Annotated in this window: 19 protein-coding genes; 11 read left to right on the top strand and 8 right to left on the bottom strand. The window is 70.7% G+C overall.

All coding sequences use genetic code 11. The features are described from left to right. Positions 1-53 precede the first annotated feature (53 nt). Genes HHL10_RS12370 through HHL10_RS12360 form a run of 3 tightly spaced genes read left to right on the top strand, consistent with a single transcriptional unit; the run spans position 54 to position 4,401 of the window. On the top strand, positions 54-1,787 hold the full coding sequence (locus HHL10_RS12370) for an MFS transporter (protein ID WP_169160669.1): 1,734 nt from the start codon (positions 54-56) through the stop codon (positions 1,785-1,787). Further along, positions 1,784-2,998, top strand: a complete 1,215-nt coding sequence (locus tag HHL10_RS12365; protein WP_235971385.1) for an HlyD family secretion protein — start codon at positions 1,784-1,786, stop codon at positions 2,996-2,998. The genes HHL10_RS12370 and HHL10_RS12365 overlap by 4 nt, the downstream gene beginning before the upstream one ends. Continuing rightward, positions 2,995-4,401 (top strand): efflux transporter outer membrane subunit, encoded by a 1,407-nt coding sequence (locus tag HHL10_RS12360; protein WP_169160668.1) that lies wholly within the window; start codon positions 2,995-2,997, stop codon positions 4,399-4,401. The genes HHL10_RS12365 and HHL10_RS12360 overlap by 4 nt, the downstream gene beginning before the upstream one ends. Here HHL10_RS12360 and HHL10_RS12355 read toward each other — a convergent pair. Then, on the bottom strand, positions 4,375-5,358 hold the full coding sequence (locus HHL10_RS12355) for a DMT family transporter (RefSeq protein ID WP_169160667.1): 984 nt from the start codon (positions 5,356-5,358) through the stop codon (positions 4,375-4,377). The genes HHL10_RS12360 and HHL10_RS12355 overlap by 27 nt on opposite strands. Positions 5,359-5,833: 475 nt before the next feature. Between HHL10_RS12355 and HHL10_RS12350 the strand changes: the two genes are divergently transcribed. Then, positions 5,834-6,241 carry a GreA/GreB family elongation factor gene (locus HHL10_RS12350; protein WP_169160666.1) on the top strand — a complete coding sequence of 136 codons (408 nt, stop codon included), beginning with the start codon at positions 5,834-5,836 and terminating at the stop codon, positions 6,239-6,241. 18 nt (positions 6,242-6,259) lie between these two features. On the opposite strand, the gene HHL10_RS12345 is transcribed toward HHL10_RS12350, so the two are convergent. Then, positions 6,260-7,186, bottom strand: a complete 927-nt coding sequence (locus HHL10_RS12345; RefSeq protein ID WP_169160665.1) for a universal stress protein — start codon at positions 7,184-7,186, stop codon at positions 6,260-6,262. Positions 7,187-7,433: 247 nt separating this feature from the next. Here HHL10_RS12345 and HHL10_RS12340 point away from each other — a divergent pair, with 247 nt between their 5' ends. The 7 genes from HHL10_RS12340 to HHL10_RS12310 all read left to right on the top strand — a co-directional run bounded on the left by HHL10_RS12340 (position 7,434) and on the right by HHL10_RS12310 (position 15,554). Continuing rightward, a complete protein-coding gene (locus HHL10_RS12340) occupies positions 7,434-10,337 on the top strand; it encodes a monovalent cation/H+ antiporter subunit A (RefSeq protein WP_169160664.1) in 2,904 nt (967 codons plus the stop codon). After that, complete coding sequence (locus tag HHL10_RS12335) at positions 10,337-10,681, top strand: Na+/H+ antiporter subunit C (protein WP_169160663.1); 345 nt, start codon at positions 10,337-10,339, stop codon at positions 10,679-10,681. The genes HHL10_RS12340 and HHL10_RS12335 overlap by 1 nt, the downstream gene beginning before the upstream one ends. Before the next feature lie 83 nt (positions 10,682-10,764). Beyond that, a complete protein-coding gene (locus HHL10_RS12330) occupies positions 10,765-12,366 on the top strand; it encodes a monovalent cation/H+ antiporter subunit D (RefSeq protein WP_235971406.1) in 1,602 nt (533 codons plus the stop codon). Beyond that, positions 12,363-12,851 (top strand): Na+/H+ antiporter subunit E, encoded by a 489-nt coding sequence (locus HHL10_RS12325; RefSeq protein ID WP_169160662.1) that lies wholly within the window; start codon positions 12,363-12,365, stop codon positions 12,849-12,851. The genes HHL10_RS12330 and HHL10_RS12325 overlap by 4 nt, the downstream gene beginning before the upstream one ends. Next, on the top strand, positions 12,848-13,126 hold the full coding sequence (locus tag HHL10_RS12320; protein WP_169160661.1) for a K+/H+ antiporter subunit F: 279 nt from the start codon (positions 12,848-12,850) through the stop codon (positions 13,124-13,126). The genes HHL10_RS12325 and HHL10_RS12320 overlap by 4 nt, the downstream gene beginning before the upstream one ends. After that, entirely contained in the window at positions 13,123-13,464 is a 342-nt protein-coding gene (gene mnhG, locus HHL10_RS12315) for a monovalent cation/H(+) antiporter subunit G (RefSeq protein ID WP_169160660.1), read from the top strand. Before HHL10_RS12320 ends, mnhG begins: the two co-directional genes overlap by 4 nt. A 362-nt stretch (positions 13,465-13,826) precedes the next feature. Next, a complete protein-coding gene (locus HHL10_RS12310) occupies positions 13,827-15,554 on the top strand; it encodes an MASE1 domain-containing protein (RefSeq protein WP_169160659.1) in 1,728 nt (575 codons plus the stop codon). 24 nt (positions 15,555-15,578) lie between these two features. On the opposite strand, the gene HHL10_RS12305 is transcribed toward HHL10_RS12310, so the two are convergent. The 6 genes from HHL10_RS12305 to HHL10_RS12280 form a co-directional block, all read right to left on the bottom strand. After that, positions 15,579-17,486 (bottom strand): bifunctional sugar phosphate isomerase/epimerase/4-hydroxyphenylpyruvate dioxygenase family protein, encoded by a 1,908-nt coding sequence (locus tag HHL10_RS12305; protein ID WP_169160817.1) that lies wholly within the window; start codon positions 17,484-17,486, stop codon positions 15,579-15,581. Between the two features lie 27 nt (positions 17,487-17,513). After that, positions 17,514-18,401, bottom strand: a complete 888-nt coding sequence (locus HHL10_RS12300; RefSeq protein ID WP_169160658.1) for a shikimate dehydrogenase — start codon at positions 18,399-18,401, stop codon at positions 17,514-17,516. A 67-nt stretch (positions 18,402-18,468) separates the two neighbouring features. Beyond that, positions 18,469-19,473: a TRAP transporter substrate-binding protein gene (locus tag HHL10_RS12295; protein ID WP_169160657.1), complete on the bottom strand. Its 1,005-nt coding sequence runs from the start codon at positions 19,471-19,473 to the stop codon at positions 18,469-18,471. A 104-nt stretch (positions 19,474-19,577) separates the two neighbouring features. Continuing rightward, positions 19,578-20,858 carry a TRAP transporter large permease subunit gene (locus HHL10_RS12290; protein ID WP_169160656.1) on the bottom strand — a complete coding sequence of 427 codons (1,281 nt, stop codon included), beginning with the start codon at positions 20,856-20,858 and terminating at the stop codon, positions 19,578-19,580. Between the two features lie 30 nt (positions 20,859-20,888). Further along, a complete protein-coding gene (locus HHL10_RS12285) occupies positions 20,889-21,473 on the bottom strand; it encodes a TRAP transporter small permease (protein WP_169160655.1) in 585 nt (194 codons plus the stop codon). A gap of 291 nt (positions 21,474-21,764) precedes the next feature. Beyond that, positions 21,765-22,205 (bottom strand): host attachment protein, encoded by a 441-nt coding sequence (locus HHL10_RS12280; protein WP_169160654.1) that lies wholly within the window; start codon positions 22,203-22,205, stop codon positions 21,765-21,767. Between the last annotated feature and the right edge of the window lie 114 nt (positions 22,206-22,319).

The following is a 22,319-nucleotide window of genomic DNA, read 5'->3' as shown; positions in this document are numbered from 1 at the left end:
GAAGCGAAGCCGGGATCAGCGCCGCGGGAACGGCCCTTGCCTTGGGCGTCGCCATGGCCCATCGCAAGCCCGAGCCGGCCCTGCCGTCCGCCTCGGCCTACCAGTTCAAGCCGCATGAGCGTCCGTTCATGCCCGGCTCGCCCGCCACGCCCGAGCATCCGAAGCTGCGGCGGCTGGCCTACCTGTGCATCGGCGTGCTGCTGGGGCTCACGGGCGGGTTCGGCAACGGGCTGCTGCTCGCCAACCTGCCGCAGATCCAGGGCGCGCTGGGCCTGACCAGCGTGCAGGGCGCCTGGCTCACGGCGGCCTACTCGATGACCAACGTGTGCATGAGCCTGCTGCTGATCAAGTTCCGGCAGCAGTTCGGCACGGGCTGGTTCACGCGCATCTTCCTGCCGGCCTTCGCCGTGGTGAGCCTGCTGCAGCTGTATGTGCAAGGCTATGCGACGGAGATGGTGGTGCGCGCGGCCAGCGGCATCGTCGGCAGCGGGCTGTCCACGCTGGCGCTGTTCTACGTGATCCAGTCCATGTCGGCGCAGGCTCGCCTGGGCGGGATGGTGCTGGGCGTGGGCATCTCGCAGATCGCGCTGCCGCTGGCGCGCGTGATCTCGCCGGCGCTGCTGCAAGGCGGCGAGGTGCAGAACCTGTACCTGCTGGAGTGGGGCCTGTCGCTGCTGTGCCTGGGTTGCGTGGCGCTGCTGCCGCTGCCGCCCAGCGAGCACGTCAAGACCTTCGAGCCGCTGGACTTCCTGACCTTCGCGCTGTTCGCGCCGGGCATGGCGCTGCTGTGCGGCGTGTTCGCGGTGGGCCGCGTGGTCTGGTGGAGCACGCCCTGGATCGGCGCGGCGCTGGCGGCGGCCATGGTGCTGCTGGGCACGGCCATGCTGGTGGAGCACAACCGCGCCAATCCGCTGCTCAACACCCGCTGGATGGCCAGCGGCCAGATCCTGAAGTTCGCCACGCTGGGCATGACCATGCGGGTGCTGCTGTCGGAGCAGGGCTTCGGCTCCACCGGGCTGCTGACCGTCCTTGGCATGGGACCGGACCAGCTGGTGACGCTCTACGCCATCGTGACCCTGGCCACGGTGGCCGGCCTAGCCGCCAGCCTGGCCACGCTCAATCCCCAGGACCTGCTGCGGCCGGTGGTGATCTCGCTGGCGCTCATCGCCGTGGGCGCCTTCATGGACGCCGACGCCAGCAACCTCACGCGGCCGGCCAATTTCCATGTCAGCCAGGCGCTCATCGCCTTCGCCGCGACCTACTTCATGGGCCCGCTGATGATGAGCGGCATCCTGCGCGCGCTGGCCCGGGGGCCGAGCCACCTCATCAGCTTCTCCGCGGTGTTCGGCATCTCGCAGACCCTGGGCGGCCTGGCCGGCGCGTCGCTGCTGGGCAGCATCCAGATCGCGCGCGAGCGGCTGCACTCCAACGAGCTGGTGCAGGCGCTGGTGGGCACCGACCCGCTGGTGGCCGGCCGGCTGGACCTGCTGGCGCTGAGCTACGGCCGCGTCCTGGCCGATCCGGCCGCGCGCCGCACCGTGGGCAGCACGCTGCTGAGCCAGCAGGTCAGCCGCGAGGCCAACGTGCTGGCCTTCAACGACGTGTTTCTCGTGATCGGCACGCTGGCCACGCTGGCCTTCCTGCTCGTCGGCGCGCGCTGGCTGCTCTACCGCGTCAAGGGCATCAACCCGCTGGCCGAGGACCTGGCGACGCTGGCCCGCCTGCGCGCCAGCCGTGCCGCCGAAGGCTCCACCCCCTCACCAGCTCCAGAGAAAGGCGGCCCTTGAAACAGCCCCCGCGTGAAACGGCCAACGCCGGTGCCCGTCCCCCGGCCGGCGACGATCACACCCGGCTCGACGACCCGGTGGAAGTCGCCGAGACGCAGGCCGAGGCGCCGGCCGCGCCACCGCCGCCGGCGCCCAAGGGCTGGGCGCCGCCGCGCAGCGGGCTGCGCATGACGCTGGTGTTCGTGGCCTTCGTGCTCGCGGGGGCGCTGGTCGTGCTCTACGCCTGGGGGCTGCCGCCCTTCAGGCTCCATGTGCAGTCCACCGACAACGCCTACGTGCGCGGCCAGACCACCGTGATCAGCCCGCAGGTCAACGGCTACGTCACGGAGGTGCTGGTCCAGGACTTCCAGGAGGTGCGCCGGGGCCAGCCGATCGTGCGCATCGACGCGCGCATCTACCGCCAGCGCGTCGAGCAGGCGCGCGCAGCCATCGCGGTGCAGCAGGCGACCCTGGCCAACTCGGCGCAGAGCCGGCGCTCCGCGGCCGCCGGCCTGCAGGGGCAGGGCGCGGCGGTGGCCAGCGCCCGCGCCCAGCTGGAGCGCGCGCAGGCCGACATGCGCCGCGTCGAGGAGCTGGCGGCGGACCGCTCCGTGTCGCTGCGCGAGCGCGACCAGACGCTGGCCGCGCTGCGCCAGGCCGAGGCCGCGCTGCAGCAGGCCCAGGCGCAGCGCAGCGTCGCCCAAGAGCAGCTGCGCACGGTGACGGTGGGCCGCGCCGGGTTGGAGGCGGGCGTGCAAAGCGCGCAGGCGGCGCTGCGGCTGGCCGAGATCGACTTGGCCAACACCGAGATCGCCGCGCCGCGCGACGGCCGCGTCAGCGAGGTGGGCGTGCGCATCGGCCAGTACGTGACGGCGGGCTCGCAGCTGCTGTTCCTGGTGCCGCCCACGGTGTGGATCGTGGCCAACTTCAAGGAGGCGCAGACGGCGCGGATGCGCCCCGGCCAGCCGGCCTGGGTGACGGTCGATGCGCTGGGCGGGGCGCGGCTCGACGGCCACGTCGAGCGCATCGCGCCGGCCACGGGCAACGAGTTCGCGGTCATCAAGCCCGACAACGCCACCGGCAACTTCGTGAAGGTGCCGCAGCGCCTGAGCGTGCGCATCACGCTCGACCCCGGCCAGCCGCTGCTGCCGCGCCTGCGGCCGGGCATGTCGGTGCAGGCGCATGTGGACACGGCCGCGGTCGAGGCGGCGGCCTCCGGGACGGCGCCATGACGCGCTGGACCGTGGTGGCGGGCGCCGCGCTGCTGGCCGGCTGCGCCGGCACGGCCCCGCCCCTGTCAACGCCGCCGCCGCTGGCACTGCCGCAGCAGTGGCAGACCCGGCTCGACGCCACGGCGCCGCAGCGCCCCGACTGGTGGCGCGACTTCGGCGACCCGGTGCTGGCGCAATGGGTGGAGGCGGCGCTGGCGAACAACACCGACATCGCCACCGCCGTCGCGCGGGTGCGCGAGGCCCGCGCGCAGGAGCAGGTGGCGCGCTCGCAGCGCTGGCCCACGCTGGACCTGGCCGTCGGCGCGACGCGCTCGCGCAGCCTGGACCCGTTGGGCCGTCCCACCGAGTCCACCGGCGCCCAGCCGCTGTTCCAGGCCGCCTACGAGGTGGACCTGTTCGGCCGCATCGCCGACCAGGTTCGGGCGGCCGAGGCGGGCAGCGTCGCCACCGAGCAGGCCCGCGATGCCGTGGCCCTGGGCGTCGCGGCCGCCGCCGCCAGCGGCTACGTCACGCTGCGCGTGCTGGATGCGCGGCTGGAGATCCTGCACGAGACGCTGCGCTCGCGCGAGGACTCGCTGCGCCTGGCGGCGCGGCGCGCGGCGGTGGGCTACACCTCGGACCTGGAGTGGCGCCAGGCCCAGGCCGAGTACGAGGCCACGGCGCAGCAGCTGCCCCAGGCCGAGGCCGCCATCGCGCGCCAGGAGCATGCGCTGTCGGTGCTGGCCGGCCAGGTGCCCGGGCCGGTGCGCCGCGGCGCGGCCTTGCAGGCGCTCGCGCTGCCGCCCGTGCCGCCGGCGCTGCCCAGCGAGCTGCTGCGGCGCCGGCCCGACATCGCGCAGGCCGAGTCCACGCTGGCGGCCTCGGACGCGACGCTGGCCGCCGCGCGCGCGCAGTTCCTGCCGCAGCTGCGGCTGACGGCCACGGCCGGACAGGTGTTCGCGTCGAGCCTGAATGACCCGGTGACGATCTGGACCCTCGGCGCCAGCGTGCTGGCGCCCATCTTCTCGGCCGGGCGCCTGCGGGCCCAGGCGGATGTGGCGGCGGCGCGGCGCGATCAGGCCGCGTGGGCCTACCAGCGCACCGTGCTGGTGGCGCTGCGCGAGGTGGAGGACAACCTCAGTGCCGTCGCCCGGCTGCGCGAGCAGCGCGCTCACCTGCAGGCACAGCGCGAGGCCGTGAGCGAGGCCTGGCGGCACGCGGCCAACCGCTACCAGGCCGGCTACTCCTCCTACCTGGAACAGCTGGACGCGCAACGCAGCCTGCTGGCGGCCGAGCTGGCCCTGGTGCAGTCCGTAGGCGACGAGCTCAACGCCATGGTGGCGCTGCACCAGGCGATGGGCGGGGGGTGGGAGAGCGGGGGCGCTGAGAACGAACGGTCAACGCGCTGGCCGCGCAGCCGATGACGTCACCGTCGCCGCCTCCTGCGTGACCATCCAGATGCCCCAGCACACCAGCAGCAGCGCCAGCGCGTTCTTCCACTCCAGGATGCTCTCGTTGAGGAACAGCGCCGACAGCAGCGCGCCGAAGATCGGCACCAGGAAATTGAAGGCCGTCACCAGGCTGACGCGGTTGTGCTTGAGCAGCATGCTCCACAGCGCGAAAGCCGCCGAGGACAGCAGCGCCAGGTACAGCAACAGCGCGGTGGAGGCGGGCGTGAAGCCCGTGAGCGTGCCGCCCGCACCGTAGCCCAGCGCCAGCAGCAGCACGCCGCCGATGGCCAGCTGCCAGCCCGTCATCACCATCGCATCCATGCGCTGCGACACGCGCTTGCCGTAGATGGACGCGGCCGACAGCACGAAGGCGGCGATGACGATGAAACCTTCGCCCAGCAGCGTGAACTCGAAGTCCAGCAGCGCGGGCTGGAAATTCACCACCATCACGCCGGCGAAGCCGACCAGGCAGCCCAGCAGCTTGCGCGCGCTGAGCCGGTCGTTGTGATAGAGGAAGTGCGCCAGCAGCACGCTGAAGAAGGTGCCGGTCGCATTCATGATCGAGCCCTTCACGCCGGTCGTGTAGGCCAGGCCGACGTAGAAGAAGATGTACTGCAGCGTGGTCTGCGCGAAGCCCAGCGCCGTCAGCATCCCCCACTGGCGGCGCAGCGGGCCCAGCACGTCCTTGCGCAGCAGCGCCGCCAGCGCCAGCAGCGCCGCGCCGGCCAGCACGAAGCGGTAGCCCGCGAACACGAGCTTGGACGGCACGTCGCCCGCGCCGATGGCAAACAGCTCGTAGCCGTTCTTGATCGCCGGATAGGCGCTGCCCCACAGCAGGCAGCACAGCGTCGCGAGCAGGAACACGTTCCGCGGCAACGTGAAGAAGTCAGCAGCCGTGGCTGCAGGGCGGGTGGAAGCGGCGCAAGTCATCGCTACACGGAAGTCCAAAGAGGCGGGGATCGTTGAGCGGGCACCGGACATGCGATCTGTCTGACAGCATGCGGCCGGCGAGAACGGGGCATTGTGATCGGCCTCGCTGAATCGGTCTTAGAGCCACAGCAATGTCCTCATCCCGGCGCCAACGCAGGCCCCTTGGCTTGACCAAGTTGTCTGACATGAGGTAGCAGGCGCAATGGGCATGCGCTTGCCTGCGAAAAGATCCTGCGCCTAAGCTCCGCGCCCATGGATGCCTCTGTTCTGCCCCGCGTTGCCGCGACCTGGTTGGTCGGCGGTCGCGCCGGTGCGTGGCGGCGCAGTCCGGGCCGCCGCCAGCCGGCCGCACCCTGTTGAGCCCGGCGATCCCGATTCCAGTTCCATCTTGCGCGCAACTTCCGATCGCCGGGCCTTCAGCACAGCGCCCTGGCGCAGCCATGCCTGCGCCGCACATCGAATCGAGGAGACGAGGATGCACATCCTGAGCGCCGAAGAACGCACGCTGACCGAGCTGGACTACAGCCGCATCGGCCGGTTGATCAAGCACCGCCCCGAAGGCGGCCATCCCCTGGCCTCCGTGCTGCACCAGGCCGACCTGCTGTCCCCGCGCGAGGTGCCGCCCGACGTGGTGACCATGCACTCGCGCATCCGGCTCAGCGACCTGGAGACCGGCACGCCGCTGACCCTCACGCTGTGCTACCCGCCCGACGCCGAGCCCGGGCGCGGCTTCGTGTCGGTGCTCTCGCCCGTGGGCATGGCGGTGCTGGGGCTGCGCGTGGGCGAGGTGGCGCGCTGGCGCCTGCCCAGCGGCTGGGAAGGCGCGGCCCGGGTGGAAGCCATCGAGTTCCAGCCCGAGGCCAGCGGCATCTACACGCTGTAGCGCCGCCAGGCCGCCAGGCTATGCCGGGGCCGTGCCGGCCACCGGCTCCACGGCCTCGTGCGCCGTCGAGATCAGCAGGTCCGCGCTGCCCTCGGCCAGCACATGCTTGGTCACGCTGCCCAGCAGCATGTCCTCGGTCAGCGAGCGGCCGTGCTTGCCCAGCACGACCAGGTCGCAGTCCTGCTCCTGCTCCTGCTCGACGACGCGCAGCGAGGCCTCGCCTTCGAGCACGCACGGCTCCCATTGCCCGGCCTTGAGCCCCGTGCGCAGCACCAGCGCGTCCAGGCGCTGGGTGGCCTGCTCGCGGCTGCGCTGGCGGTACTGCGCCACCGTGGCCTCCTCGACGCCGGCAAAGCGCAGCTTGTCCTCGAAGGGCACCTCGTAGACGGTCATGAGCACGAGGCGGGCGTGAGGCGCCACGCGGTGCGCCAGCGCCACGGCATGGGCAGACCAGGGTGAGAAGTCAACCGGCACCAGCACGCGGCGGTAGGGCTCGTGCGGCGTCTGGCGCACCACCAGCAGCGGCCGCACGGTGCGGCGCATGAGCCGGTCGGCAGTGGTGCCCACCAGCAGGCGGCGCAGGAAGCCCGCGCCCCGGGCGCCCAGCACCAGCAGCCCGGCCTGCCGCTCCTCGGCTTCGCACAGGATCTCGTGCAGGACCTGGCCGGCCCGGGCGCTGCTGTCGATGCGCGGCACCTGGTGCGCCGTCTGCAGCTCCTGCGCCAGCCGCAGCAGTTGCCTGCGCCCCTGCTCCAGCAACTGGGGCTCCGCGGCGTTGTCGTTGCCGAGCCACTCGCGCAGCAGCTCCAGCGCGTCGCCGGGCAGCACGTGCAGCAGCGACAGCGGCGAGCCGGTCTCACGGGCAATGCGGGCCCCACGCTGCGCGGCATGCCGGGCGGGCGCTGAGAAGTCGGTGGCGACGAGGATGGGGCCCAGGGTGCTCATGGCGTCCTTTCTGTGAACAGGCTGATCCGGTGCCGGCCCGTCGCGACGGACCGGCGGCTACAGCTTGGTACGGCACTGCCGCGCTTCGTTCCATGGCACGCGCTCCGCGCCTCGCGCGCAATTGGCCGGACCCGGAAAAGTTTGGGCTTTCACGCGTCGGCAACGGAACCTGCGGGCTCGCTCCCTGCTCCTTCAAATTTGATCGTCCACCCAGGCACGCGCTCCCGTAGCCCTAGACTCCGCCTCGATGTCCCTGCTGCTGCTTCTTCTCCTCCCCTTCGTAGGCAGCGCCGCCGCGGCGCTGCTGCCGACCAATGCGCGCAACATCGAGTCGCTGTGGGCGGCGGTGGTGGCGCTGGGCGTGGCCGTGCCGCTGGCGCTGCTCTATCCGGAGGTGGCCGGCGGCGGCGTGGTGAGCGAGCGGCTGCCCTGGCTGCCGGGGCTGGGCGTGGACATCATCGTGCGGCTCGACGGCTTCGCCTGGATGTTCGCGATGCTGGTCAGCGGCATGGGGCTGCTGGTGATCGTCTACGCGCGCTACTACCTCTCGCCCGAGGACCCGACGGCGCGCTTCTACTCGCTGCTGCTGGGCTTCATGGGCGCGATGCTGGGCGTGGTGACGGCGGGCAACCTGATCCAGCTGGTCGTGTTCTGGGAGCTCACCAGCGTCTTCTCGTTCCTGCTCATCGGCTACTGGTACCACCGCAAGGACGCGCGGCGCGGCGCGCGCATGGCCTTCACCGTCACGGCCACGGGCGGGCTGGCGCTGCTGGCGGGGCTGCTGATCCTGGGCCACATCGCCGGCAGCCATGAGCTCGACGCCGTGCTGGCGTCCGGGGACACGGTGCGCGCGCACCCGCTGTACCCGCTGGCGCTGGGCCTGATCCTGCTGGGCGCGCTGACCAAGAGCGCGCAGTTCCCCTTCCACTTCTGGCTGCCGCACGCCATGGCCGCGCCCACGCCCGTGTCGGCCTACCTGCACTCGGCCACCATGGTCAAGGCCGGCGTGTTCCTGCTGGCGCGGCTGTGGCCGGTGCTCGCGGGCACCGACGCGTGGTTCTGGACGGTGGGCGGCGCCGGGCTGGCCACGCTGCTGCTGGGCGCCTACGCCGCCATGTTCCAGAACGACCTCAAGGGGCTGCTGGCGTACTCGACCATCAGCCACCTGGGGCTGGTGACGCTGCTGCTGGGGCTCAACAGCCCGCTGGCCGCGGTGGCGGCGGTGTTCCACATGATGAACCACGCCACCTTCAAGGCCTCGCTGTTCATGTCGGTGGGCATCATCGACCACGAGACCGGCACGCGCGACATGCGCCGCCTGGATGGCCTGTACCGCAACATGCCCGTCACCGGCACGCTGGCCATCGTGGCCTGCGCGGCCATGGCCGGCGTGCCGCTGCTCAACGGCTTCCTGTCCAAGGAGATGTTCTTCGCCGAGACGGTGTTCGTCACGGCGCACCCGGGCGTGGAGATCGTGCTGCCGCTGGCCGCGACGCTGGCGGGGGTGTTCGCGGTGGTGTACTCGCTGCGCTTCGGGCATGACGTGTTCTTCGGCCCGCCCGCGCGCAACCTGCCGCGCCGGCCGCACGAGCCCGTGCACTGGATGCGCGTGCCGGTGGAGCTGCTGGTGCTGGGCTGCGTGGTGGTGGGCACGCTGCCGGCGTGGTCCATCGGGCCGATGCTGGCGACCGCGGCGCGGCCGGTGGTGGGCGGCACGCTGCCGGACTACAGCCTGGCGGTGTGGCACGGCTTCAACCTGCCGCTGCTGATGAGCGTGATCGCGCTGGCGCTCGGGCTCGTGATCTACCTGCGCTTCGCCGGGCACTTCAAGCAGCGCCGCAGCAAGACCGCGCCGCTGATGCCCTTCGACGGCAAGCGGATGTTCGAGCGCGGCCTGGCCTGGGTCACCGCGCTGGCTTGGCGCGTGCGGCGCTGGGCGGGCACGCGGCGGTTGCAGCCGCAACTCTTCTGGATGCTTGCCATCGCCGGCGCGGCGGCGCTGGGCTCGGCGCTGATCGTGCCGCTGGAGTGGGGCAGCCGGGCGCGCGTGCCGGCCACGCTGGAGTTCGTGCTGCTGTGGATCATCGCCGGTGCCTGCGCCATCGGCGCGGCGTGGCAGGCCAAGTTCCACCGCCTGGCGGCGCTGATCATGCTGGGCATGGTGGGGCTGGCGCTGTGCATCACCTTCGCCTGGTTCTCCGCGCCCGACCTGGCGCTGACGCAGCTGGCCGTCGAGGTGGTCACGCTGGTGCTGTTCCTGCTGGGTCTGCGCTGGCTGCCGCGGCGGGTGGAGCGGGACGACCCGCGCATCGCGGGCCGCGCGCGCTGGCGGCGGCGGCGCGATTTCGTGCTGGCGCTGCTGCTGGGCGCGGGGCTGGCCGCGCTGTCCTACGCGCTGCTCACGCGCCATGCGCCGCTGAGCATCTCGCCCTACTTCCTCGAAAACGCGCTGCCGCGCGGCGGCGGCAGCAACGTCGTCAACGTGATGCTGGTGGACTTCCGCGCCTTCGACACGCTGGGCGAGATCTCGGTGCTGGGCATCGTGGGCCTGACGGTGTTTGCGCTGCTGCGCCGCTTCAGGCCGCCGCAAGAGGTGATCCACCGGCCGGCGCAGCAGCGCGTGGTCGGCGGCAACGTGCACAGCGACCTGACCGAGCGGCCCAGCGCAGCCGAGGGCGAGCAGCGCTACCTGGAGGTGCCCGCGGTGCTGGTGCGGCTGCTGCTGCCGGTGGCGATGATGTACGCCGTGCACCTGTTCCTGCGCGGGCACAACGAGCCCGGCGGGGGCTTCGTCGCCGGGCTGGTGGTGGCCATCGCCTTCATCGCCCAGTACATGGTCAGCGGCACGCGCTGGGTCGAGGCGCGCATGACCCTGCGCCCGCCGCGCTGGATCGCCGTGGGCCTGCTGCTGGCCATCGCCACCGGGCTGGGCTCGCTGGGCGTGGGCCATCCCTTCCTGACCACGCACACCGCGCACTTCACGCTGCCGCTCATCGGCGAGGTGCATCTGCCCAGCGCCACCTTCTTCGACCTGGGCGTGTTCGCCGTGGTGGTGGGCTCGACGCTGCTGCTGCTCACGGCCATCGCCCACCAGTCGCTGCGCGTGCGCCGCCGCACTGAAGACGACCACCCCAGCGAGGAGAGCGCCTGATGGAGATCGTGGTGTCCCTGGCCATCGGCGTGATGGCGGGTGCGGGCGTGTGGCTGGTGCTGCGCCCGCGTACTTTCCAGGTCCTCATCGGGCTGTCGCTGCTGTCGTACGCGGTCAACCTCTTCATCTTCAGCGTCGGCAGCCTGTCCATCGACAAGGAGCCCATCGTCAAGCCCGGGCTCGCCGCCAACCTGGAGAACTACACCGACCCGCTGCCGCAGTCGCTGGTGCTCACGGCCATCGTGATCGGCTTTGCCACCACGGCGCTGTTCCTGGTGGTGCTGCTGGCGCTGCGGGGCCTGAGCGGCGGCGACCATGTGGACGGGCAGGAGGAGAAACCGTGAACGAGCTCGCCTCCCTCACGGCCGCGCCGCTGCAGCACCTGGTGGTCGCGCCGGTGCTGCTGCCGCTGGCCACGGCCGCGCTCATGCTGCTGCTGGGCACCAAGCGCCGCGGCATCAAGGCGGCGCTCAACCTGGCCTCCACGGTGGCCGGGCTGCTGCTGGCGGTGCTGCTGCTGCGCCGAGTCGGCGTGGGCGACGCGGCGCAGGCCTTCGCGCTGTACCTGCCGGGCAACTGGCCGGTGCCCTTCGGCATCGTGCTGGTGGCCGACCGGCTCTCGGCATTGATGGCGGTGCTTGCCGGCGGCGTGGCGCTGGCCTCGCTGCTCTACGCGCTGGCGCGCTGGCACCAGGCCGGCGTCTATTTCCACGCCCTGTTCCAGCTGCAGCTCGTGGGGCTGTACGGCGCCTTCCTCACCGGCGACCTGTTCAACCTGTTCGTCTTCTTCGAGGTGCTGCTGGCCGCCAGCTACGGGCTGCTGCTGCATGGCGACGGGCCGGCGCGGGTGCGCGCCGGGCTGCACTACATCGCCATCAACCTGGTGGCCTCGCTGCTGTTCCTCATCGGCGTGGCGCTGCTCTACGGCGTGGCCGGCACGCTCAACATGGCCGACCTGTCGATGAAGCTGCGCGTGGTGCCCGAGAGTGACCGCGGCCTGCTGCACGCCGGCGCCTCGATCCTGGCCATCGCCTTCCTGGCCAAGGCCGCGCTGTGGCCACTGAACTTCTGGCTGCCGCCCGCGTACGCCGCGGCCAGCGCGCCGGTGGCCGGGCTGTTCGTCATCCTCACCAAGGTGGGCGTGTACGCGGTGCTGCGGCTGTGGACGCTGTGCTTCCCCACCGGCGCGGGCGCGTCCGCCATGTTCGGCAGCGAGGTGCTGGTGTGGGGCGGGCTGGCGACGCTGGCCTTCGGCACGGTGGGCATGCTGGCCTCGCAGCAGCTCGCCCGCCTGGCGGGCTACAGCATCATCGCCTCCTCGGGCACGCTCATCGCCGCGCTGGGCTTCAACCAGCCCGCGCTCAGCAGCGGGGCGCTGTACTACCTGGCCAGTTCCACGCTGGCGGGCTGCGCGCTGTTCTTGCTGGTGGAGCTGCTGGAGCGGGCGCGGCAGGTGCAGGCCGATCCGCTGGTGGTGGACGACACGCGCGAGGCGCTGCCGTTCTTCCTGGACGCCGAGCCGATCACCGACGCCAACCTCGACGACGAGGAGGAGGCGCTCATCGGCCGCGCCATTCCGGCGGCGCTGGCCTTCCTGGGCGTGGCCTTCACGCTGTGTGCGCTGGTGGTGGCGGGGCTGCCGCCGCTGTCGGGCTTCGTCGCCAAGCTGGCCATGCTCACGACGCTGCTGTACATGCACGGCGCGGCGGCCTGGGTGCTGTTCGCGCTGCTGATCCTCTCCGGCCTGGCGGCGGCCACCGGGTTGCTGCGCGTGGGTATGCGCCACTTCTGGACGCTGCAGGCCCGGCCGGCGCCGCGGCTGCGCATCGTCGAAACCCTGCCCATCGGGCTGCTGCTGCTGGGCTGCGCGCTGCTGGTGGTGCACGGCGACGCGGCGCTGCGCTACACGCGCGCCACCGCCGACACGCTGCACCTGCCCGGGCGCTACATCGACGCCGTGATGGCGGCGCAGCCCGTGGCGGCGCCGTCGCCGGTGTCGCCGGCCGTCGTGCCGGAGCAGACGCCATGAGGCGCTGGCTGCCCGCGCCGCTGCTGTCGGCGGCGCTGTTCGTGCTGTGGCTGATGCTGCAGGAGAGCCTGAGCCCGGGGCACCTGCTGCTGGGCGCCGTGCTGGCGCTGGTCATTCCGGTGCTGACCGCGCCGCTGCGCCCGGCTGCCGGGCCGATGCGCCGGCCGCTGGTGCTGGGACGGCTCATCCTGATGGTGGGCGTCGAGGTGGTGGTGTCGGCGCTGCAGGTCGGGCGCGGCGTGCTGCGCTCGCGGCGGCGCCCGCCGCGCGGCCGTTTCGTCGTGATCCCGCTGGAGCTGCGCGACGAGCACGCGCTGGCGGCGCTGGCGGTGATCACCGCCGTCATCCCCGGCACCGTCTGGTGCGAACTCGCCCCCGACCGCAGCGCGCTGCTGCTGCACGTGTTCGACGTCGAGGACGAGGCCGCCTTCATCGACAGCTACAAGCGCCGCTACGAGCGTCCGCTGCAGGAGATTTTCGAATGAGCGTGGTACTGACCGTGGCCATCACGCTGACGCTGCTGTGCTACGCGCTGGCGCTGGGCATCGGGCTGCTGCGCCTGATGCAGGGCCCCAGCGCGCAGGACCGCGTGCTGGCGCTGGACTTCATGTACGTGGTGGGCATGCTCACCATGCTGGTGCTGGCCATCCGCTACGACAGCAGCATGTACTTCGAGGGCGCGCTGCTGATGGTGCTGTTCGGCTTCGTCAGCTCGGTGGCGCTGGCCAAGTTCCTGCTGCGCGGGGAGGTGATCGAATGAACGCGCCGCTGAGCGAGATCGTCGTGGCCGCGCTGCTGCTCTTCAGCGGCGTGGTGGTGCTGGCCGCGGCGCTGGGACTGCGCCGGCTGCCCGACTTCTTCCTGCGCATGCACGCGCCGGCGCTGGCCTCGACGCTGGCGGCCTGGATCGTGACGCTGGCCTCCATCGTCCACTTCTCGGCGCAGGAGGGCGGGCTGTCGCTGCACGTGTGGCTGATCATCATCGTGCTGTCCATCACCGCGCCGGTGACGACCATGGTGCTGGCCCGGGCCGCGCTGTTCCGCCACCGCCAAGCTGGCCACCAGGAGGTGCCACCGGCGCTCAGGCCGCGGCGCTAGCGCCGGGTTGCGCCGCGGCGCCGCCGGGCCGACGACGTGGCCGGGCAGACAGTGAAAAAGTGCCCGGCCCGCGCCACCAGGGCCGTGCGCTTCCAGCCGGCTCGCCGCTTCAGGACGGGACAATCGCGGCCGGGCGCGGCCCTGCAAGCAGCGCGCACCACTTCAGGGGCAGCCTGACGCTGCCCATCGATCGACATCGAGGCTGACCGGGAGTACCGCCGCATGCCTGCAAGGGTGGACACGCCGCACGCCAAGGGCTCGACCAGCGCGCCGGGCTCACAGCGTCGAGCCGGGGGGCCGCGGCAGCTCCTGCTTCAGCGCCGGCGCGCATTTCCCGCGCGTGAAACCACATCGAGGTGGTCTTGAATACAACCGCCACGGGTGACGGCAATTCATCGGCAAACCAGATTTCCCGAAGCGCCGTGCAGGTCGCGGCATTTTTCGCAATCTACCTTCTCGGGGGTTGGGGCGGGCAGATCCTGACCATCGCGCCGGACCTGGGGTCGGCCTTGTGGCCACCGAGCGGAATATTCGTTGCGACGCTTGTGCTTACGGCCAAGCGGAAATGGCCCTGGTTCATCATGGCCGGAATATGCGCCGACCTGATTTGCAGCATACAAATGTTCGGCTTCCCAACCGGTTTTTCCGTCGGGATCGCCGTGGGCAATGCGCTCGAAGCGAGCACCGGCGCTTTGCTGTTGGGTCGCTGGGCCGGTGGCCGTTTCCGGCTCGATGGCGCCGCGTCCGTATTCGCTTTCACCTGCTTTGCGGCATTGTTCAGCCCGCTGCTGAGCACCGCCATCGGCGGTACGCTGATCAGCTTCCATACCTCACAACCGCTGTTGGACTCCTGGCAACTCTGGTGGACCGGCGACGCGGCCGGCGTGTTGATTTTTGCGCCCTTGACGCTTGTCCTTCTTGGCAGGCAGGAGCATGAGCACGCCAAACCCGAGGCCCACGGGGGCGAAATTCTCGCCATGCTGGCCACGCTGCTGCTGGGCGGCCACATGCTGTTGTTTCAACCTTATCCCACCATATTCATCCTGCTGCCCATATTGATCTGGGCAGCCATACGCGGCGAATATCTGGCAATCGCGCTGGCCAATCTGGCCGTGACGGTGCAGGTCGTTCTCTATACGAAGTCCGGCCTGGGGCCCTTTGCCGCCGACTACCCGCTCGAAACACGTCAGCTCCTGGTGCAGTCCTTCATCATGGCCGCGGCGCTGACGGGTTTGGTGCTGGCGGGCCAGGCCTGCGTGCGCCGGAAGTCGATTCTCGAGCTGGATGCGGCACGGGCCGTCGCGGAAGCCGCTCTGGTCACGGCCGAAACCGCGCGCGCGTCGGCCGAGCATGCCAGCCAGGTGAAGTCGCAGTTCCTGGCCAACATGAGCCATGAGTTCCGCACGCCCTTGAACGCCGTCATCGGGCTGGGCCACCTGCTGGCGCTCGCGCCCCTGGCCGAGAAGGAGGCCGGCTACGTCAGGCACATCACGCAGGCCGGGGAGCACCTGCTGGGCCTGACCAACGACGTGCTGGACCTGGCGCGCATCGAGGCCGGCGCAGCGGCGGTCGAGCAAGTGCGCCTGGAGCTGCTGCCGCTGCTCGACACCGTGCAGGCGCTCATCCAGCCGCAGGCCGTGGCCAAGCAGCTGGCGCTGCAGCTCGACGTGCCGGCCGGGCTGCCGACGGCCTTGGTGGGCGACCCGCTGCGCTTGCGGCAGGTGCTCGTCAACTTGCTGGACAACGCCGTCAAGTTCACGCCGGCCGGCCGCGTGACGCTGCGCGTGCGCGTGCGCGTGCGCGAGCGCGGCCGCGAGGCCGCCCGTGTCACGCTGCGCTTCGAAGTGGCCGACACCGGCATCGGCATCGCCCCCGAAGCACAGGCGCGCATCTTCGATCCCTTCACCCAGGCCGACAGCTCCACCACGCGGCGCTTCGGCGGCACGGGCCTGGGCCTGTCCATCGTGCGGCGGCTGGTGGACATGATGGGCGGGAACCTGGGCCTGGACAGCCTGCCGGGCCGCGGCAGCACCTTCCGCGTCGATCTGCCCTTCGGGCTGCCGCCAGCCTCCGCGCCGGCGCAACCCTGACGGGGCCGCCCCGGCCTGCGCTGCCTACTGCCGTTCCTCCTGCGCCTGCGAGGCCATGCGTGCCGGGGCGTTGACGGCGCCGTAGCCGTCGTAATCGTCCAGGCGCTGCACCAGCTCGAAGAAGAAGCCCGCGCCGGCATAGGGCTCGGTGTAGGCATGCAGGTAGTCGCCCTGCGCACTGCGGTCGAACAGGATGCCGGCCGCGCGCAGCCGCTCCACGAAGGCCGCGTCCAGCTCGAAGCGCGTGGGCAGGTCGTCGTAGTAGTTGTCGGAAATCGGCACGAAGCGCAGGCCCGTGGCCTTGAGCCGCTCCACCGAGGCCAGCAGGTCGCCGCTGGCGAAGGCGATGTGCTGCACGCCCACGCCGCCGCTGGCCTGGGCGGCCTGCGCCATGCGCGTGCGCTCGCTCATGCTCATGTTGAGCACCAGCCGCAGCCGCCGCGCGGCGTCGCTCATGCCGGTGCTGCGGATCAGGCCGAAGGGATCGGCGAACTTCACCGCGTCGGCGGCGTCCAGCCCCAGCACGGCGCGGCAGAACAGCACCCAGGTGTCGAGCCGGTCCGGCGTCAGGCCGATGGCCAGGTGGTCGATGGCCTGCAGCCCGGCACCCGCGGCGCCGTCTTCGGCCTCCAGGATGAAATCCTTCTCGAACAGGCCGTTCTCGCCCAGCGCCTCGTCCACGAAGTGCACGATCACGCCGCCGGGCGAGACGATGGAAGGCAGCCGCTGCTCGCCCGCGCCGGTGGGCGCCTCGTAACGCGCCGACTGCAGCGCCGTGGCCCGGTTGAGGGCCCCGACCGGGTCACCGGTGCGCAAGCCCAGGGCACACACCGAGGGCCCCTGCACGCTGAAACGCTCGCGCGCGGCCGAGGTGGCCTGCTGGTTGAGCACGATGCGGATGCCGCCCTGGCGGAACAGCGTCACGGCCTTGGAGCGGTGCCGGCCGGCGAACTGAAAACCCAGTTGCCGCAGCAGCTCGCCCAGGCTTTCGGCATGCGCGCCGTCCACCGCGAACTCGATGAAGCTCACACCGTTGAAGGCCGGCACCGGCGGCGGGTCGAACAGCTCCTGGCGCTGCAGCAGCTGCGCCGCGGCGGCGTCCTGCGCGCCGGCCTGCTCCAGGCGGTGCCGCACCTCGCCTTCCAGCCACAGCAGCGAGCGCATGGCGTCCACCGCGATGCGGCGGTTCGGCGTGGCGCGGAACACGTCGTTGAAGATCTCCAGCGACAGCGGCCCGCTGTAGCCCGCGCGCACGCACTGCTCGAAGAAGCCCACCACGTCGAACTGCCCCTGGCCGGGGAAGTTGCGGTGGTGACGGGCCCAGTCGATCACGTCCAGGCCCATCAGCGGCGCGTCGGCCATCTGCACGAAGAACAGCTTCTCGCCCACGTCGGCGATGCCCTGCGGGCTGTCCTTGAGCGAGAAGGTGTGGAAGCTGTCCACGATCAGGCCCAGGTGCGGGTGGTCCACGCGCTGCACGATGTCCCAGGCCTGGCGCCACAGCTTCACATGGCGGCCCCAGGCCAGCGCCTCGAAGCCGATGCGCAGGTTGCGTCGCGCGGCACGCTCGGCCAGCGCTCGCAGCTGCTCGGCCGCGAGCGCCGGATCGGGCAGGGCCAGCGGCGAGGTGTTGGAGCACACCAGCATCAGCGGGCAGCCCAGCGCCTCCATCAGGTCGAATTTCTTCTCCGCACGCTCCAGGCTGCGCTCGAAGGCCGCCTGCGGCATGCCTTCGAAATCCCGGAAGGGCTGGAACAGCTCGATGCGCAAGCCCAGGTCCTCGCACTGCGTGCGCAGCTCGGCGGCGGACATCCGCGCGTTGGTGAAATCGGGCTCGAACAGCTCGATGCCGTCAAAGCGCGCGGCGGCGATGGCCTGCAGCTTGTCGCGCAGCGTGCCCGACAGCGAAACGGTGGCGATGGAGCGGCGCATGGGCATGGACCTCCTCGGCTTGCGGAATCAGGACGCGCGCTCGGCCAGCAGGCGGCGGAAATGGGCGTCGATGCGCCCGGCATCGGGTTCGCGGCCGGTGAAGAGCCTGAAGGCGCCCACGGCCTGGCCCACGGCCATGCCGCCGCCGTCCACGGTGCGGCAGCCCTTGGCGCGCGCGGCCTTGAGCAGCGCGGTGTCGATGGGGAAGTACACCACCTCGGACACCCACAGTTCCGGGCGCAACAGCTCCTCGGCCAGCGGCAGCCCTGGCATCTTGTCCATGCCCATCGGGGTGGCGTGGATCAGGCCGGTGGCGTCGGCGATGCCGGCGGCGATGTCGCTCGCGGCCACGGCGCGGCCCGCACCGTAGAGGCGGTTGAGCTCGGCGGCCAGCCCTTTCGCGCGGGCCGGGTCCACGTCGTAGAGGCGCAGCTCCTTCACGCCCATGCGCAGCGCGGCATGGGCGATGGCCGAGCCGGCGCCGCCGGTGCCCAGCAGCAGCACGCGCGAGAGGTCGGCATCGGGGAGCTGGCGTTTGAAATTCCAGGACCAGCCCGAGCCGTCGGTGTTGTGGCCGATGAGCTTGCCGTCGCGGTGCACCACGGTGTTGACCGCGCCCATGGCGCGCGCCTCGTCGGAAAGATCGTCCAGCAGCGGGATGACGGCCTGCTTGCACGGGAAGGTGATGTTCAGGCCCGCGAAGCCCATGGTGCGCACGGCGGTGAGCAGCGTGGGCAGCAGCTCGGGGCCGGACTTCGTGGTGTCCAGGTCGATGAGCTGGTAGTGCAGGCGCAGGCCGTGGTGGCGGGCCTCCTCCTCCTGCATCGCCGGCGTGAGCGAGCGCTGGATGCCCGCGCCGATCAGGCCCACGAGCAGCTTGTGGTGAGGGAAATCGATGGGGGTGGGGGCGTCCATGGCGGGCTCTCGAAGTCGTGAAGGCAAAGAAAAGGGGCGGCCGCGGCCGCCCCTCGCAGCGCGGTGCTTACTTGCGGACCTTGGCGATCTCGGCGGTGAGCGCCTTGACGGTGTCGGCACCGACCACGGCGGTCTGCTTGTCGATCACGGGCTTGACCTTGGCGCGCAGCTTCTCGACCTCGGCCGGCGGCAGCTCGGTGACCTGCATGCCGGCCTTCTTCAGGTCGTCCAGCGCCTGGTCGGCCTGGGTGCGCGAGATGCCGCGCTGGTAGGTGGTGGCGGCGGCGGCGGCCTCGGTGACGACCTTCTTCTCTTCGGCGTTGAGCTTGTCCCAGAACTTCTTGCTCACGACCAGCGCCTGCGGGTTGTAGATGTGGCGCGTGAGCGCAAGGTGCTTCTGCACCTCGTTGAACTTGTTGGCGCGGATGACGGTGGTCGGGTTCTCCTGGCCGTCGATGGCCTTCTGCTCCAGCGCCGGGTAGACCTCGGGGAAGGGCATGGGGGTGGCGTTGGCGCCCAGCGCGTTGAAGAGGTCGATGTAGATCGGCGATTGGATGACGCGGATCTTCAGGCCGGCGATGTCCTCGGCCTTGTTGATGGGTCGCTTGCTGTTGGTGAGGTGGCGGAAGCCCAGGTCCCAGTAGCTCAGGCCCACCAGGTTCTTGGCTTCGAGCTTGGTGAACAGGTTCTTGCCGAAGGCGCCGTCGGTCACGGCGTCGGCTTCCTGGGCGTTGTTGAACAGGAAGGGAAAGTCGTAGACCGCGAATTCCTTGACCTGCGACTGCAGGATGCCGGCGTTGAGCACCGTCATCTCCACCGTGCCGCCCTGCAGCGCGGAGACGGTCTGCACGTCACCGCCCAGCGTGCCACCGGGGAAGAGCTTCACCTGCATCTTGCCGCCGGACTTCTGCGCCACCAGGTCGGCGAACTTCTGCGCGCCCATGCCCTGCGGATGTTCCTTGGGGTTCTGGAACGCGAACTTGATGTTGTGCTCCCGCACCTGGGCCTGGGCGGCTACGGGCAGCAGGACGGCGGCGGCAAGGGCCACGAGGGAACGACGGACGAGCTTCATGGAAAGGGTCTCCGGGGAATCGTGTAGGGAAGTTCGGATAACGCGGGCCCACAGGGCCGGGATGACTGGCCGATGCGCCCGCGGGCACACCGGCCGTTGCCGCGTCAACCGGCGAACCAGCGCGCCGGCACGGTGACGATGGCGGGGAAGAGCACCATCAGGAACATGACGATGAACTGCGCGGTCATGAACGGGATCACGCCACGGGTGACCTCGTCCATCTTCATGCGGCCCACGCCGGCCACGACGTTGAGCACCGTGCCCACCGGCGGCGTGATCAGGCCGATGGCGTTGTTGATGATGAACAGCACGCCGAAGTACACCGGATCGATCCCTGCGGCCTTGATCACGGGCATGAGCACCGGGGTCATGATCAGGATGGTGGGCGTCATGTCCATGGCGGTGCCCACGGCCATCACCAGGAACATGATGGCGATGAGCAGCAGCGTCTGGTTGCCCATGAAGGGCTCCAGCAGGCTGATCATCTGGCTGGGGATGTCGGCCACCGTGATGAGCCAGGCCGACACCATCGCCGCGGCGACCAGGAACATGATCACGGCGGTGGTCTTGGCCGCGGAGACGAACACCTCGTAGAGCTGGTGCAGCTTCATCTCGCGGTACACCAGCATCGACACCAGCAGCGCGTAGACAGCGGCCACCACGGCGGCCTCGGTCGGGGTGAAGACGCCCATCTTCAGGCCCACGATCACGATCACCGGCAGCCCCAGCGCCCACAGCGACTCGCGCAGCGCCGCGAGCTGCTCCCTGAAGCTGGCCTTGGGCGGGGGCTGGATGTTCTCGCGCTTGGCCACGATGTACCAGGCGATGGCGATGGCGCCGCCCATGAGGATGCCCGGCACGATGCCCGCGAGGAACAGCTTGGAGATGGAGACGTTGGCCGCGACGCCGAAGATCACGAAGCCGATGGACGGCGGGATGACCGGCGCGATGATGCCCGCCGAGGCGATGAGGCCGCCGCTCTTGGCCTTGTCATGTCCGGCCTTGACCATCATGGGCAGCAGCAGCGCGGCCAGCGCCGCGGTGTCGGCCACCGCCGAGCCCGACAGCGCCGCGAGCATGCACGCGGCCAGGATGGCCACGAACCCCAGGCCGCCGCGCTTGTGGCCCACGAGCGTGAGCGCGAGCTTGACGATGCGCGCCGAGAGGCCGCCGACGTTCATGATCTCGCCGGCGAGCATGAAGAACGGGACCGCGAGCAGCGGGAAGGAGTCGGCGCCGTTGATGACGTTCTGCGCCAGGATCTGCGCATCGAACATGTCCAGGTGCCACATCAGCGCCACGCCCGAGACCAGCAGCGAGTAGGCGATGGGAATGCCCAGCGCCATGGCGCCCAGCAGCGAGCCCAGGAAGATGAAGACGGTCATGGTGGAGTCCTTGTGCGGTGGTCGGCGGGCTCAGCGCTGGGGCGTGGTGCGGGGCGGCTGGCCGTCGAGCTTCATGGGCTCGTCTAGGTGCAGGTCGTGCAGCGCGGCCAGGTCCTCGGACTCCTGCACCATCACCAGTTCCTCGTCGCGGACCTTGCCGGTGAGCGTGCGCAGCAGCTCGCGCAGCAGCAGCAGCGCGGCCGAGACGGCAAAGAACACGCCCGAGGCGTAGAAGATCGCCACCGAGGCGCCCGTGACCGGCGCCTGCACGTCGACGTTGATCTGGGCCTGCGCCAGGCTGCCCTGGAACAGCAGCCAGGTGACGTAGAGCATGGCGAGCTGGCTGATGACCAGGCACACCTTCTTGCCGGTCTTGCCCAGCCGCGACACGAGCATGTCGGTGCCCAGGTGGCCGTGCTCCTTGATGGCGACGATGGCGCCCAGGAAGGTCAGCCACACGAACAGCCAGCGCGACACCTCCTCGCTGACGGTGATGCCGGAGTTGAAGGCGTAGCGCAGCACCACGTTGCCAAACACCAGCACCACCATGATCGCCAGCGCGAGGGCAATGAGCGCATCCAGCACGCGGCAGTAGGCGTCGAGGAATCGGTTCATGAGCATGTCTCCGTTCTTTGCACCGCGCGCGCGGCGCCGGCTCGGCATCAAAAAAGCGGCTGGGAGCGCCGCGAGGCGTTAATGTACGAACTGGTTCGTTTTCTTGACCCCGGACAAACCCCTAGCCGCACCGCAACAAGGACGGGTGGGGCATGTCGTTGACCATGCAGTCGCACCCGGTCCGCCGCGGGAAGCGGCAATCAAGTTTCCTGCAGAAGGGCGCGGGTGGGCATCAGCCCCGGACCGGGAGGCCGGCGGGGCGGTCAATGTAGAGGCTGCCGGCGCTGCGGCTCAGGCCAGCGCCGCCTCGGCGGCTTGCAGTTCTTGCTCGATACGCTGCAAGGTCTGCGGCAGTTTCAGGTCGATGATGTCGGCATCGACCACCGCCAGCAGCTGCTGCTTGGTGGCGCGGCTGAGCTGGCGCATGAGCTCGCTCAGGAACGGGCAGGCGGCAAACAGCAGCGCACGGTCGAAATGCCGCTGCGCCAGCAGCTCCTCGAAGCGACGGGCCACCACGCCGGCGAACTCGCGCCACTGCCTGCGCCGCGGGTCCAGCGGCACGGAGGACACCCCGCGGCCCGGCGGCAGCGCCATGGGCCGCGCCATGCCGGCGCCCAGGTGCGAGCCCGTCCAGCGCAGCGTCTCCAGCACGACCAGCTCCGCCTCGGAATCGGCGCGGGTCAGCAGCCGCGCTTCTTGGGCACTCGCGATCAGGATCAGGTCGGCGCTCATCGGCGTTCTCGAAGTGAGCACATGCCCATGCAAGAGACTTGCCAAGCTCAGGGGCATGGCGCACCGCCGGGCCGGCCGCCTGGGCCGGCCGGGTTCGGCGTCACACTGCACGCC

Origin of the sequence: Azohydromonas caseinilytica (genome assembly GCF_012927045.1) — a bacterium.
GTDB lineage: Bacteria > Pseudomonadota > Gammaproteobacteria > Burkholderiales > Burkholderiaceae_C > Azohydromonas > Azohydromonas caseinilytica.
The sequence above is the reverse complement of the archived record's forward strand: the minus strand, read 5'-3'. Positions and strand labels throughout refer to the sequence as shown.